Source organism: Phocaeicola vulgatus ATCC 8482, from assembly GCF_000012825.1.
Lineage (GTDB): Bacteria > Bacteroidota > Bacteroidia > Bacteroidales > Bacteroidaceae > Phocaeicola > Phocaeicola vulgatus.
The window spans coordinates 1,107,453-1,122,141 of record NC_009614.1 but is presented as its reverse complement, the minus strand read 5'-3'; the positions used below and the strand labels follow the sequence as shown (position 1 = coordinate 1,122,141).

The 14,689-nt window shown below is 40.9% G+C and carries 12 protein-coding genes and 5 tRNA genes; all 17 read left to right on the top strand.

From position 1 onward, the window contains the following. Positions 1 to 132 precede the first annotated feature (132 nt). The 17 genes from rpsU (at position 133) to rpoC (ending at position 14,631) form a co-directional block, all read left to right on the top strand. Entirely contained in the window at positions 133 to 324 is a 192-nt protein-coding gene (rpsU, locus tag BVU_RS04200; protein ID WP_005844817.1) for a 30S ribosomal protein S21, read from the top strand. Positions 325 to 401: 77 nt separating this feature from the next. Further along, the gene (locus BVU_RS04195; protein WP_005844819.1) at positions 402 to 1,283 is read left to right on the top strand and encodes a tyrosine-type recombinase/integrase; all 882 of its coding nucleotides are present in this window, start codon (positions 402 to 404) and stop codon (positions 1,281 to 1,283) included. A 14-nt stretch (positions 1,284 to 1,297) separates the two neighbouring features. Next, positions 1,298 to 1,597 (top strand): ribosome hibernation-promoting factor, HPF/YfiA family, encoded by a 300-nt coding sequence (gene hpf, locus BVU_RS04190; RefSeq protein ID WP_005844821.1) that lies wholly within the window; start codon positions 1,298 to 1,300, stop codon positions 1,595 to 1,597. Positions 1,598 to 1,695: 98 nt separating this feature from the next. Then, positions 1,696 to 1,769 (top strand) — tRNA-Thr (locus BVU_RS04185). A 43-nt stretch (positions 1,770 to 1,812) separates the two neighbouring features. Then, positions 1,813 to 1,895: transfer RNA gene (locus tag BVU_RS04180), tRNA-Tyr, on the top strand. Between the two features lie 33 nt (positions 1,896 to 1,928). Then, positions 1,929 to 2,001, top strand: a tRNA-Gly gene (locus BVU_RS04175). A 12-nt stretch (positions 2,002 to 2,013) separates the two neighbouring features. Further along, a tRNA-Thr gene (locus BVU_RS04170) sits at positions 2,014 to 2,085 on the top strand. A 51-nt stretch (positions 2,086 to 2,136) separates the two neighbouring features. Continuing rightward, positions 2,137 to 3,321, top strand: a complete 1,185-nt coding sequence (gene tuf / locus BVU_RS04165) for an elongation factor Tu (RefSeq protein WP_005844822.1) — start codon at positions 2,137 to 2,139, stop codon at positions 3,319 to 3,321. A gap of 57 nt (positions 3,322 to 3,378) precedes the next feature. Next, positions 3,379 to 3,451: transfer RNA gene (locus BVU_RS04160), tRNA-Trp, on the top strand. A gap of 16 nt (positions 3,452 to 3,467) precedes the next feature. Then, positions 3,468 to 3,662 (top strand): preprotein translocase subunit SecE, encoded by a 195-nt coding sequence (secE, locus tag BVU_RS21300; RefSeq protein WP_005850630.1) that lies wholly within the window; start codon positions 3,468 to 3,470, stop codon positions 3,660 to 3,662. Between the two features lie 13 nt (positions 3,663 to 3,675). Then, positions 3,676 to 4,218, top strand: coding sequence for a transcription termination/antitermination protein NusG (nusG, locus tag BVU_RS04155; protein WP_005844824.1), 543 nt, complete (start codon positions 3,676 to 3,678; stop codon positions 4,216 to 4,218). Positions 4,219 to 4,278: 60 nt separating this feature from the next. After that, positions 4,279 to 4,722, top strand: coding sequence for a 50S ribosomal protein L11 (rplK, locus tag BVU_RS04150; protein WP_005844826.1), 444 nt, complete (start codon positions 4,279 to 4,281; stop codon positions 4,720 to 4,722). A 15-nt stretch (positions 4,723 to 4,737) separates the two neighbouring features. Beyond that, positions 4,738 to 5,436: a 50S ribosomal protein L1 gene (rplA, locus tag BVU_RS04145; RefSeq protein ID WP_005844828.1), complete on the top strand. Its 699-nt coding sequence runs from the start codon at positions 4,738 to 4,740 to the stop codon at positions 5,434 to 5,436. A gap of 15 nt (positions 5,437 to 5,451) precedes the next feature. Beyond that, the gene (rplJ, locus tag BVU_RS04140; protein WP_005844830.1) at positions 5,452 to 5,970 is read left to right on the top strand and encodes a 50S ribosomal protein L10; all 519 of its coding nucleotides are present in this window, start codon (positions 5,452 to 5,454) and stop codon (positions 5,968 to 5,970) included. Positions 5,971 to 6,016: 46 nt separating this feature from the next. After that, positions 6,017 to 6,391 carry a 50S ribosomal protein L7/L12 gene (gene rplL / locus BVU_RS04135; protein WP_005844832.1) on the top strand — a complete coding sequence of 125 codons (375 nt, stop codon included), beginning with the start codon at positions 6,017 to 6,019 and terminating at the stop codon, positions 6,389 to 6,391. A 102-nt stretch (positions 6,392 to 6,493) separates the two neighbouring features. Next, positions 6,494 to 10,306 carry a DNA-directed RNA polymerase subunit beta gene (rpoB, locus tag BVU_RS04130; protein ID WP_005844834.1) on the top strand — a complete coding sequence of 1,271 codons (3,813 nt, stop codon included), beginning with the start codon at positions 6,494 to 6,496 and terminating at the stop codon, positions 10,304 to 10,306. A 38-nt stretch (positions 10,307 to 10,344) separates the two neighbouring features. Next, entirely contained in the window at positions 10,345 to 14,631 is a 4,287-nt protein-coding gene (gene rpoC, locus BVU_RS04125; RefSeq protein ID WP_005844836.1) for a DNA-directed RNA polymerase subunit beta', read from the top strand. The last annotated feature ends 58 nt before the right edge of the window (positions 14,632 to 14,689 follow it).

The window sequence follows — 14,689 nt, the reverse complement described above, 5'->3', positions numbered from 1 at the left end:
AGATACGATTTCTAGATTATTTTAAATAAATAATTGCGGAAAGTTTTGTAAATAAAGAAAGTATGTGTAATTTTGCGCCGCAATTTGACTATCGGAAAATATTAATAACAACATATTTAATAATTAAAAACAATGATTGTAGTACCAGTAAAAGAAGGCGAAAACATTGAAAAAGCGCTGAAGAAGTTCAAAAGAAAATTTGAGAAAACAGGTGTTGTAAAAGAACTAAGAGCTAGACAGCAGTTCGACAAGCCGTCTGTATTGAACAGACTGAAAAGAGAACGTGCTATCTATGTTCAGAAACTTCAGCAAGTAGAAGAATAATTAAAAACTCGCACATTCTTTGAATAATTGAATTCTTTTTCATATATTCGTTGCTGAATTGATAAGCGACGTTTCTTATGATGACAGACTCTTTTTTGGATTATCTTCGATTTGAAAAAAACTATTCTGAAAAAACAATAGTTAGTTATGGAATAGATTTGACCAAGTTCGAAGAATACTTCAAGGGGAAAGACGAGAAAGTCGATTTTACAACGGTAGATGCTGATTTGGTTCGTGGTTGGGTGATGAACCTGATGGAGAATGGATATACATCTGCTTCTGTAAACCGAAAACTGAGTTCACTCCGGTCGTTTTATCGTTTCCTTCTAAAGAAAGGTGTGATAGAGGAGGATCCGATGTTGAAAATCATTGGACCGAAAAATAAGAAACCTCTTCCTGTATTTCTAAAAGAACGTGAAATGGACCGACTCTTGGATGATGTTCCTTTTAAGGAGGATTTTACAGGTTGTCGGGATAGAATGGTGTTGGAAATGTTTTATGCTACAGGCATGCGGCTTTCCGAGTTGATAGGGCTGAATGATGTGGATGTCGATTTTTCTGCGTTTCTGATAAAAGTAACGGGAAAGAGAAATAAACAGCGTTTAATTCCTTTTGGAGAAGAATTGCGAAGGGCGATGTCTGTTTATCTGAAAATAAGAAATGAAGTGTTGCCTGGAAAGGCAGAGGCGTTTTTCGTCCTAAAAAACGGAAAACGGATGTATCCTGGAAAGGTGTATCTTTTAGTGAAACGGAACCTGTCAAAAGTGGTGTCGTTAAAAAAAAGAAGTCCGCATGTGTTGAGGCATACTTTTGCAACTGCTATGTTGAATAATGAGGCAGAGTTGGGCGCAGTGAAGGAATTACTGGGTCATAGTAGTCTGACTACAACGGAAATTTATACGCATACGACTTTTGAGGAACTTAAAAAAGTTTATGAACAAGCTCATCCAAGAGCGTAAAAAAGGAGGTATTTATGGAAGTTAGAATTCAAGCCATTCATTTCGATGCAACAGAAAAACTTCAGGATTTTATTCAGAAGAAAACTGCTAAGTTAGAAAAGTATTGTGACGATATAAATAAAGTGGAGGTGTCATTAAAAGTTGTAAAGCCTGAAACTGCGATGAATAAGGAGGCTAGTATAAAAGTGCTGGTGCCTAATGGTGAATTTTTTGCAGAAAAGGTGAGTGATACATTTGAAGAGTCGGTTGATGTATGCGTAGATGCGCTTTCTAAGCAATTGACAAAATATAAAGAAAAACTACGCGGTAAATAAAAAAAAACACCGAAAGTTTTTGAGATTTAAAATAAATATCTAACTTTGCAGCCGCTTAACCATTCAAGGCGGAATGGTTGCGAAGTTAGATATGACAAGCCTCTTTAGCTCAGTTGGCCAGAGCACGTGATTTGTAATCTCGGGGTCGTTGGTTCGAATCCGACAAGAGGCTCAAGAAAAGATGCTGAGAAGCTGTTGTTCTTTGAAAGTAAGTTGGGCAAATACCAGAGTGGCCAAATGGGGCAGACTGTAAATCTGCTGTCTTTCGACTTCGGTGGTTCGAATCCATCTTTGCCCACATTCTTAAGACTTGAAAGGTCTTTGGTTTTTTGCGGAAGTAGCTCAGTTGATAGAGCATTAGCCTTCCAAGCTGAGGGTCGCGGGTTTGAGCCCCGTCTTCCGCTCTTTTTTTTCTTGCTGTTATAGCTCAGTGGTAGAGCACTTCCTTGGTAAGGAAGAGGTCACGAGTTCAAGTCTCGTTAACAGCTCTTTGATAACGTAATTGCTGATTATTAATCAAATAAATAACAAGTAAAGCTATGGCTAAAGAGAAATTTGAACGTTCGAAACCGCACGTTAACATTGGTACTATCGGTCACGTTGACCACGGTAAAACCACTTTGACTGCTGCTATCACTACTGTGTTGGCTAAAAAAGGTCTTTCAGAATTGCGTTCTTTCGATTCTATCGACAACGCTCCTGAAGAAAAAGAAAGAGGTATTACTATCAATACTTCTCACGTAGAATATCAAACTGCAAATCGTCACTATGCTCACGTTGACTGTCCGGGTCACGCCGACTATGTAAAAAACATGGTTACAGGTGCTGCTCAGATGGATGGCGCAATTATTGTTTGTGCTGCAACTGATGGTCCGATGCCTCAGACTCGTGAACACATCCTGTTGGCTCGTCAGGTAAACGTACCTCGTTTGGTTGTTTTCTTGAACAAGTGTGATATGGTTGATGATGAAGAAATGTTGGAATTGGTAGAAATGGAAATGCGTGAATTGCTTTCATTCTATGATTTCGATGGTGATAATACTCCTATTATTCGTGGTTCTGCATTAGGTGCTTTGAATGGTGTTCCTCAATGGGAAGATAAAGTAATGGAGTTGATGGATGCAGTTGATACTTGGATTCCATTGCCTCCGCGTGATATTGATAAACCTTTCTTGATGCCTGTTGAAGACGTGTTCTCTATCACTGGTCGTGGTACTGTTGCTACAGGTCGTATCGAAGCTGGTATTATCCATGTAGGTGACGAAGTTGAAATTCTTGGTTTGGGTGAAGATAAGAAATCAGTTGTTACTGGCGTTGAAATGTTCCGTAAATTATTGGATCAAGGTGAAGCTGGTGATAATGTTGGTTTGTTGTTGCGTGGTATCGACAAAAACGAAATCAAACGTGGTATGATTTTGTGTAAGCCGGGTCAGGTTAAGGCTCACTCTAAGTTCAAAGCTGAGGTTTATATCTTGAAGAAAGAAGAAGGTGGTCGTCATACTCCGTTCCATAACAAGTATCGTCCTCAGTTCTACTTGCGTACTATGGACTGTACAGGTGAAATCACTTTGCCGGAAGGAACTGAAATGGTAATGCCTGGTGATAACGTAACTATTACAGTTGAGTTGATCTACCCGGTTGCATTGAATGTAGGTTTGCGTTTTGCTATCCGTGAAGGTGGACGTACTGTAGGTGCAGGTCAGATTACAGAACTTCTTGACTAATCACTAGATAATTAATATGATCAGTTCTCGGTCGTAAGACACCGGGAACTGATTTTTACGGGAGTAGCTCAGTTGGTAGAGCACCGGTCTCCAAAACCGGGTGTCGGGAGTTCGAGCCTCTCCTCCCGTGCTAAACTTGAAAGAATATGTTTCAGAAAGTAGCAAATTATTGTAAAGAATCTTATGACGAATTAGTCCATAAAGTATCATGGCCTACTCGTAAAGAACTTTCTAGTAGCGCAGTGGTTGTTTTATATGCTTCCCTACTCATTGCGCTAGTTGTTTTTCTTATGGATTCAGCCTTCCAGTTTGTAATGGAGGATATTATCTATCCGCACTAATTAATTGAATAAAATGTCTGAGATTGAAAAAAAGTGGTACGTATTACGTGCTGTTAGTGGAAAAGAAAGCAAGGTTAAGGAGTATCTTGATGCTGACATTAAGAACAGTGATCTTAGCGAGTATGTGTCTCAGGTGTTGATTCCTACCGAGAAAGTGTATCAGGTTCGCAATGGTAAGAAAATTGTGAAAGAAAGAAGTTATCTTCCCGGATACGTTTTAGTCGAGGCCGCTTTGGTCGGTGAGGTTGCTCATCATTTGAGAAACACCCCGAATGTAATCGGTTTCTTGGGAGGTTCCGAAAATCCGGTTCCTTTGAGACAATCGGAAGTGAATCGTATACTTGGTACGGTGGATGAACTTCAGGAAGGTGGTGAGGAACTTAATGTACCTTATACCGTAGGAGAAACAGTGAAAGTTACCGTTGGACCGTTCAGTGGCTTCAGTGGTCTCATTGAAGAGGTGAATACCGAAAAACGGAAGTTGAAGGTTATGGTTAAGATCTTCGGACGTAAAACTCCGCTGGAACTTGGCTTTATGGATGTCGAGAAAGAATAATGCATTCTGTTACGTGCATTGGACTTTCGCTATAATTAATATATAAAAATTAGAAACAAAATGGCTAAAGAAGTTGCTGGACTAATCAAATTACAGATTAAAGGAGGCGCTGCAAATCCATCACCTCCCGTTGGACCTGCTTTGGGTTCTAAGGGTATTAATATCATGGAATTTTGCAAGCAATTCAATGCCAGAACCCAGGACAAGGCAGGTAAGATTTTACCTGTAATCATTACCTACTACGCAGATAAGTCTTTTGATTTTGTTATCAAGACTCCTCCCGTAGCTATTCAATTGCTTGAATTGGCTAAGATTAAGAGTGGTTCTGCTGAGCCTAACCGTAAGAAGGTTGCCGAAATTACTTGGGAACAAGTTCGTACGATTGCTCAGGACAAAATGGTTGACTTGAACTGCTTCACTATCGAGTCTGCTATGACTATGGTAGCTGGTACAGCTAGAAGTATGGGTATCGCTGTAAAAGGGGAATTCCCGGGTAATAACTAATAAACTTCAATTATAATGGGTAAACTGACAAAAAATCAAAAGTTGGCTGCAGAAAAAATTGAAGCAGGGAAAGCATACTCACTGAAAGAAGCTGCACAGTTAGTTAAAGATATTACTTTTTCTAAGTTTGATGCTTCATTAGATATTGACGTACGTTTAGGTGTAGACCCTCGTAAAGCTAACCAGATGGTTCGTGGTGTAGTTTCATTGCCTCACGGAACAGGTAAGCAAGTGCGTGTTTTGGTTCTGTGTACACCTGATGCTGAAGCTGCTGCAAAAGAAGCTGGTGCTGACTATGTTGGTCTTGATGAATATATTGAAAAGATCAAAGGTGGATGGACTGATATTGATGTAATCATTACAATGCCGTCTATCATGGGTAAGATCGGTGCTTTGGGTCGTGTTCTTGGTCCTCGTGGATTAATGCCGAATCCGAAGAGTGGTACTGTAACTATGGATGTAGCTAAGGCTGTTAAGGAAGTTAAGCAAGGTAAGATTGACTTTAAGGTTGATAAGAGCGGTATCGTTCATACTTCAATTGGCAAGGTTTCTTTCACTGCAGATCAGATTCGTGATAATGCGAAAGAATTTATCGCTACTATCATTAAATTGAAACCAAGTTCAGCTAAGGGTACTTATATTAAGAGTATTTATCTTTCAAGTACTATGAGTAAGGGTATCAAGATTGATCCCAAAACTGTAGAAGAAAACTAACAATAAGGAGGAATCATGAGAAAGGAAGATAAAGGCGTTATTATTGGTCAGTTGGCTGAAACCGTTAAGCAATACGGACATTTCTATTTGGTTGACACAACTGCTATGGATGCAGCTAAGACAAGTGAACTGAGAAGAAAATGTTTCAAAGCAGGTATTAAGCTGGTTGTTGTGAAGAATTCTTTGCTTCACAAAGCTCTGATGAGCATGGAAGGTGTTGATTTCTCTCCGTTGTTCGATTCTTTAAAAGGTACAACTTCAGTAATGTTTAGCGAAGTAGCTAACGCTCCTGCAAAGTTGTTGAAAGAATACAAAGAGGAAATTCCTGCATTGAAAGCAGCTTATGCTGAAGAAGGTTTCTATGTAGGTGCTAATCAACTGGATGCTCTTTGCAACATTAAGAGTAAGAATGAAGTTATTGCTGATATTATTGCATTGCTGCAATCACCGGCGAAAAATGTTATTTCTGCTCTTCAATCAGGTGGTAACACCATTCATGGAGTTCTTAAGACTCTGGGCGAACGTGCCGAATAATCAATTTTATAATCAATTAGTAACAAACAATTAAAATCATACAAAAATGGCAGATTTGAAAGCTTTTGCAGAACAATTAGTTAACTTGACAGTAAAAGAAGTTAATGAACTTGCAACTATCCTTAAAGAAGAATACGGTATTGAACCTGCTGCTGCAGCTGTAGCTGTTGCTGCTGGTCCTGCTGCTGGTGCAGCTGCTGCTGAAGAAAAAACATCTTTTGATGTAGTTTTGAAGAGCGCTGGTGCTGCAAAATTGCAGGTTGTTAAAGCCGTTAAAGAAGCATGTGGTCTTGGCTTGAAAGAAGCTAAAGACATGGTAGACGGTGCTCCTAGCACAGTAAAAGAAGGCTTGGCTAAAGACGAAGCTGAATCACTGAAGAAAACTTTGGAAGAAGCTGGAGCTGAAGTTGAGCTTAAATAATATTAGCCTGAGTATCAGGTAATACGGTTAGGAATCCTCTGGTAGAGGATTCTTAACCTTTTTGTGTCTATATTATTATTAAGTTCTACAAAATATTAACAAATGTCTTCAAATACTGAAAATCAAAGAGTTAATTTTGCTTCCATCAAGAATCCGATGAAGTATCCGGATTTCTTGGAAGTGCAATTGAAGTCATTCCAAGACTTTTTACAGTTGGATACCCCGCCCGAAAAGCGTAAGAATGACGGGCTGTATAAGGTGTTCGCTGAAAACTTCCCTATTGCTGACACTCGTAATAACTTTGTCCTTGAATTCTTGGACTATTACATTGATCCGCCTCACTATTCAATAGACGAGTGTTTGGAGCGCGGGCTCACATACAGCGTGCCTTTGAAAGCAAAACTGAAGTTGTATTGTACTGATCCTGATCATGAAGATTTCGATACGGTTATTCAGGATGTTTATCTGGGTCCTATTCCGTATATGACTCCGAAAGGAACTTTTGTTATTAATGGTGCTGAGCGTGTAGTTGTTTCTCAGTTGCACCGTTCTCCGGGCGTGTTCTTTGGTCAGAGCGTACATGCTAACGGTACTAAATTGTACTCTGCCCGTATTATTCCATTCAAAGGTTCATGGATCGAATTCGCTACAGATATTAACAATGTAATGTATGCGTATATCGACCGTAAAAAGAAATTGCCTGTTACTACTCTGTTAAGAGCTGTAGGTTTTGAAAATGATAAAGATATCCTCGAAATCTTCAATTTGGCTGAAGACGTTAAGGTTAATAAGACTAACTTGAAGAAAGTCGTAGGAAGAAAACTCGCTGCTCGTGTTTTAAAAACATGGACAGAAGATTTCGTAGATGAAGACACAGGTGAAGTTGTTTCTATTGAACGTAATGAGGTTATTATCGACCGTGAAACTGTGATTGAAGAGGATCATATCGATGAAATTATAGACTCAGGCGTTCAGAATATCCTTGTTCACAAGGAAGAAGCGAATTCATCCGACTACTCTATTATATTTAATACCCTTCAGAAAGACCCGAGCAACTCTGAAAAAGAGGCTGTACTTTACATTTACCGTCAGTTGCGTAATGCAGATCCGGCTGATGATGCCAGTGCTCGTGAGGTTATCAATAACCTGTTCTTCTCTGAAAAAAGATATGACCTTGGCGAGGTAGGACGTTACAGAATCAACAAAAAGTTGGGACTGACTACGGACATGGATGTGAAGGTATTGACAAAACAAGATATTATTGAAATCATTAAGTATCTGATTGAGCTGATTAACTCTAAAGCGGATGTTGATGATATTGACCACTTGAGTAACCGTCGTGTACGTACTGTAGGAGAACAGTTGTCCAATCAATTTGCGATTGGTCTGGCACGTATGTCTCGTACCATCCGTGAGCGTATGAATGTGCGTGACAATGAAGTGTTTACTCCGATTGATTTGATTAATGCGAAGACTATTTCTTCTGTTATCAATTCATTCTTTGGAACAAATGCTTTGTCGCAGTTCATGGATCAAACTAATCCATTGGCTGAAATCACTCACAAGCGTCGTTTGTCAGCGTTAGGACCTGGTGGTCTGTCACGTGAACGTGCTGGTTTTGAGGTTCGTGACGTACACTATACTCATTATGGTCGTTTGTGTCCGATTGAAACTCCTGAAGGTCCGAATATCGGTTTGATTTCTTCTTTGTGTGTGTATGCTAAGATTAATGAGCTTGGCTTTATTTCAACTCCTTATCGTAAAGTAGCTGATGGTAAGGTGGATATATCTGATGAAGGTATTGAATATCTGACAGCCGAAGAGGAAGAGGATAAGATAATCGCTCAGGGTAATGCTCCATTGGATGATGAAGGCAAATTTGTTCGTGAGAAAGTAAAAGCTCGTCGTGATGCTGATTATCCTGTTGTTACTCCTGACCAGGTAGAGTTGATGGATGTTTCTCCACAGCAGATTGCTTCTATCGCTGCTTCTTTGATTCCGTTCTTGGAACATGACGATGCTAACCGTGCATTGATGGGATCAAACATGATGCGCCAGGCAGTTCCTTTGTTGCGTACAGAGGCTCCTATTGTAGGTACAGGTATTGAAAAACAGTTGGTTGAAGACTCTCGTACTCAGATTGCAGCAGAGGGTGATGGTGTTGTAGAATATGTCGATGCAACAACTATTCGTATCTTGTATGACAGAAATGAAGATGAAGAATTTGTAAGCTTTGAACCTGCTTTGAAGGAATACAGAATTCCTAAATTCCGTAAGACTAATCAGAGCATGACCATTGACCTCCGTCCTACTTGTGATAAAGGACAGCGTGTGAAGAAGGGTGATATCCTGACTGAAGGATATTCAACTCAGGGTGGTGAGCTTGCATTGGGTAAAAACCTGTTGGTGGCTTATATGCCTTGGAAAGGTTATAACTACGAGGATGCTATTGTATTGAATGAACGCGTTGTACGTGAGGACTTGCTGACTTCTGTACACGTTGATGAATATATTTTGGAGGTCCGCGAAACGAAACGCGGTATGGAAGAATTAACTTCTGATATTCCTAACGTGAGTGAAGAAGCTACTAAAGATTTGGATGAAAACGGTATTGTACGTGTAGGTGCACGTATCGAACCGGGTGATATCCTGATTGGTAAGATTACTCCGAAAGGTGAATCAGATCCTTCTCCGGAAGAAAAATTGCTTCGTGCTATTTTCGGTGATAAGGCAGGTGATGTGAAGGATGCTTCATTGAAAGCTTCTCCGTCATTACGTGGTGTCGTTATTGACAAGAAGTTGTTCTCACGTGTTATCAAGAGCAGAAGTGAGAAGAATGCCGATAAGGCTATTCTGCCTAAACTGAATGATGAATTCGAAGAAAAGGCAGCAAAACTGAAAGATATCTTGATTGAGAAACTATTGGTTTTGACTAATGGTAAGGTTTCCCAAGGAGTGAAAGATTATTTGGGAACGGAAGTTATTGCCAAGGGGGCGAAGTTCACCAAACGCGATTTGGAATCATTGGATTATACTATTATCCAGTTGAGCAAGTGGACAGCTGATGCTCATAAGAATGACATGATTCGTGACTTGGTGATGAATTATTTGAAGAAATATAAAGAATTGGATGCTGAATTAAAGCGTAAGAAGTTTGCTATCACTATCGGTGATGAACTTCCTGCGGGCATTATTCAGATGGCTAAGGTTTATATTGCCAAGAAGCGTAAGATTGGTGTAGGTGATAAGATGGCGGGACGTCACGGTAACAAGGGTATTGTTTCTCGTGTGGTTCGTCAGGAAGATATGCCGTTCTTAGCAGATGGTACTCCAGTAGATATCGTATTGAATCCGTTGGGTGTGCCTTCTCGTATGAATATTGGTCAGATTTTCGAAGCCGTATTAGGTCGTGCCGGAAAAGAGTTGGGTGTGAAATTTGCTACTCCTATTTTTGACGGTGCTTCTATGGATGATTTAAATGAATGGACAGATAAAGCTGGATTGCCTCGTTATTGTAAGACTTATCTTTGTGATGGTGGTACAGGCGAACGCTTTGACCAACCTGCAACAGTGGGTGTAACTTATATGTTGAAACTAGGGCACATGGTTGAAGATAAGATGCATGCCCGTTCTATCGGTCCGTACTCCCTTATTACTCAGCAGCCGCTTGGTGGTAAGGCACAGTTCGGTGGTCAGCGTTTCGGAGAAATGGAAGTTTGGGCGCTTGAAGCATTCGGCGCAGCACATATCTTACAGGAAATCCTGACCATTAAGTCTGATGACGTTGTAGGACGCTCAAAGGCTTACGAAGCTATTGTGAAAGGTGAACCTATGCCAACTCCGGGTATCCCCGAATCTCTGAATGTATTGTTACACGAACTGAGAGGTCTTGGCTTGAGTATCAACCTTGAATAATAAAAAAATATAACTCTTTACATTATAAATAAGGAAGTATGGCTTTTAGAAAAGAAACTAAGATAAAGAGTAATTTCTCGAAAATCTCAATTGGCTTGGCTTCACCCGAAGAAATCCTTGAGAATTCGAGCGGTGAGGTGTTGAAGCCTGAAACGATCAACTACCGTACCTACAAACCGGAACGTGATGGTTTGTTCTGCGAGCGTATTTTCGGTCCGGTGAAAGATTACGAATGTCATTGCGGTAAGTACAAACGTATCCGTTATAAAGGTATTGTTTGTGACCGATGTGGCGTTGAAGTGACTGAAAAGAAGGTCCGTCGTGAACGTATGGGACATATTCAGTTAGTTGTGCCTGTAGCGCATATCTGGTATTTTCGTTCATTGCCGAACAAGATCGGTTATTTGTTGGGGCTGCCTACAAAGAAACTAGACGCTATTGTATATTATGAACGTTATGTGGTTATCCAGCCGGGTGTGAAGGCTGAAGATGGCATTAATAAATATGATTTGCTTTCTGAAGAAGAGTATTTGGATATCTTGGATACACTTCCTAAAGAAAACCAATATTTGGAAGATACAGATCCGAATAAGTTTATAGCTAAGATGGGAGCAGAAGCCATTTATGATCTGCTCTCAACTTTGGATTTGGATGCTTTATCTTATGAATTACGTCATAAAGCAAGTAATGATTCTTCGCAGCAACGTAAGAACGAGGCTTTGAAGCGTCTGCAGGTAGTTGAATCGTTCCGTGCATCTCGCGGACGTAATAAACCTGAATGGATGATTGTACGTATTGTGCCGGTTATTCCTCCTGAACTGCGTCCATTGGTTCCGTTGGATGGTGGCCGTTTCGCTACCTCTGACTTGAATGACTTGTATCGTCGTGTGATTATCCGTAACAACCGTTTGAAGCGACTGATTGAAATCAAGGCTCCCGAAGTGATTTTGCGTAACGAAAAACGTATGTTGCAGGAGGCTGTCGATTCCTTGTTCGATAACTCACGTAAATCAAGTGCAGTGAAGACTGACGCTAATCGTCCATTGAAATCACTGTCCGATAGCTTGAAGGGTAAGCAAGGACGTTTCCGTCAGAACTTGCTGGGTAAGCGTGTTGACTACTCTGCTCGTTCGGTTATCGTTGTTGGTCCTGAATTGAAGATGGGTGAATGTGGTATTCCTAAACTGATGGCTGCAGAGCTTTACAAGCCGTTTATCATCCGTAAGTTGATTGAACGTGGTATTGTGAAGACTGTAAAATCTGCAAAGAAGATTGTAGACCGCAAGGAGCCTGTGATCTGGGATATCTTGGAACATGTCATGAAAGGTCATCCTGTATTGCTGAACCGTGCGCCGACTCTGCACCGTTTGGGTATTCAGGCTTTCCAACCGCATATGATTGAAGGTAAAGCTATTCAGTTGCACCCGTTGGCTTGTACAGCGTTCAATGCCGACTTCGATGGTGACCAGATGGCGGTTCACTTGCCTTTGAGTAATGATGCGATTCTGGAAGCACAGATGTTGATGCTTCAAGCTCATAACATTCTGAATCCTGCTAATGGTGCTCCTATTACTGTGCCTGCACAGGATATGGTACTTGGTTTGTATTATATTACCAAGCTGAGAAAAGGGGCTAAAGGTGAAGGCTTGACTTTCTACGGTCCGGAAGAGGCTTTGATTGCTTATAATGAAGGTAAAGTGGATATTCATGCTATCGTCAACGTAGTGGTGAAGGACTTGGACAAAGATGGCAAAATCGTAGATGTGATGATGAAAGAAACCTCCGTAGGGCGTGTGATTGTAAATGAAATCGTTCCAGCGGAAGTGGGGTACTTGAATACCATTATTTCCAAAAAGTCTTTGCGAGATATCATTAGTGATGTTATCAAAGCTGTCGGTGTTGCACGTGCTTGTGAATTCTTGGATGGTATTAAGAACTTAGGTTACTATATGGCGTTCAAGGGTGGTCTGTCATTCAACTTGGGTGATATTATTATCCCGAAAGAAAAAGAAGAACTGGTAAAACGTGGTAATGAGGAAGTGGAACAGATTATGATGAACTATAATATGGGTTTCATTACTGACAATGAACGTTATAACCAGGTTATCGATACATGGACTCACGTGAACAGTGACCTGTCTGATATACTTTACAAGACGATTAAGAATGATGACCAAGGCTTCAATTCAGTATTTATGATGCTTGATTCCGGGGCCCGTGGTTCTAAAGAGCAGATTCGTCAGTTGTCTGGTATGCGTGGTTTGATGGCAAAACCGCAGAAAGCCGGTGCTGAAGGCGCACAGATTATTGAAAACCCTATTCTTTCAAACTTTAAAGAAGGTTTGTCTGTGTTAGAGTATTTTATTTCTACCCACGGTGCTCGTAAAGGTTTGGCGGATACAGCGTTGAAGACTGCTGATGCGGGATACTTGACCCGCCGTCTGGTAGACGTGTCGCATGATGTGATTATCAATGAAGAAGACTGTGGAACACTTCGTGGTTTGGTTTGTACGGCTTTGAAGAATAACGATGAAGTTATTGCTACTTTGTACGAACGTATTCTAGGACGTGTTTCTGTACATGATATCGTCCATCCTACTACTGGTAAACTGATTGTAGCCGGTGGAGAGGAGATTACAGAGGATATTGCGCAGGAAATCGAGGATTCTCCGATTGAAAGCGTTGAAATCCGTTCGGTATTAACTTGTGAATCTAAGAAAGGGGTATGTGCTAAGTGTTATGGACGTAACTTGGCATCCAGTCGTATGGTTCAGAAAGGTGAAGCAGTCGGCGTAATCGCTGCCCAATCTATTGGTGAGCCGGGTACACAGTTGACATTGCGTACATTCCATGCCGGTGGTATCGCAGGTAATATGGCTGCTAATGCAAGCATTGTGGCCAAGAATAATGCACGTTTGGAATTCGAAGAATTGCGTACGGTAGATACGGTTGATGAAATGGGTGAGGCTGTGAAAGTGGTAGTCGGTCGTTTGGCTGAAGTCCGCTTTATCGATGTGAATACAGGGATTATCCTGTCAACTCATAATGTGCCTTATGGTTCAAAATTATATGCTGCAGACGGTGATATTGTTGAGAAAGGAAAACTGATTGCTAAGTGGGATCCGTTCAACGCTGTTATTATTACAGAGGCTACTGGTAAGATTGAATTCGAGAGTGTGGTTGAAAACGTAACTTATAAGGTAGAGTCTGATGAAGCTACCGGTTTGCGTGAAATTATCATTATCGAGTCTAAGGACAAGACAAAAGTACCTTCTGCCCATATTGTAACCGAGGATGGTAATTTGATCCGTACTTATAACTTACCCGTGGGGGGGCATGTTGTGGTTGAAAACGGTCAGGCAGTGAAAGCTGGTGACATTATTGTGAAGATTCCTCGTGCTGTAGGCAAGGCTGGTGATATCACCGGTGGTCTTCCTCGTGTTACAGAACTGTTTGAGGCTCGTAACCCATCTAATCCTGCTGTCGTTTCTGAAATAGACGGTGAAATTACTATGGGTAAGATTAAGCGTGGTAACCGTGAAATTATTGTCACATCTAAGACAGGTGAAGTGAAAAAGTATTTGGTGAATCTGTCTAAACAAATATTGGTTCAGGAGAATGACTACGTTCGTGCCGGAACTCCGTTATCTGACGGTGCGATTACTCCTGCTGACATTTTGGCCATTAAAGGTCCCACGGCTGTACAGGAATATATCGTAAATGAAGTGCAAGACGTTTACCGTTTGCAGGGTGTGAAGATTAACGACAAACACTTTGAGATTATTGTTCGTCAAATGATGCGTAAGGTAGAAATCGATGAGCCGGGCGATACTCGCTTCTTGGAACAGCAGGTAGTGGATAAGCAAGAGTTCATGGAAGAAAACGATCGTATTTGGGGCAAGAAAGTAGTTGTTGACTCTGGTGATTCTCAGAATTTGCAGCCGGGTCAGATTGTTACTGCCCGTAAGTTGCGTGATGAGAACAGTATGTTGAAACGTCGTGATTTGAAGCCTGTTGAAGTACGTGATGCTATTCCTGCTACATCTACTCAGATTCTGCAAGGTATTACCCGTGCCGCTTTGGGAACTTCAAGTTTCATGTCTGCTGCATCATTCCAGGAAACAACGAAAGTTTTGAATGAGGCTGCCATCAATGGTAAGGTTGATAGATTGGAGGGTATGAAGGAGAATGTGATTTGTGGTCACTTGATTCCTGCCGGTACCGGTCAGCGTGAATTCGAAAAGATTATTGTTGGTTCGAAGGAAGAATATGATCGCATTCTTGCTAATCGTAAGAATGTACTCGATTATAGTGAGGTAGAGTAATTTTTAATACATACACTGTAAAAGAAGGTGTGTCAAAATGCGCACCTTCTTTTTTTAT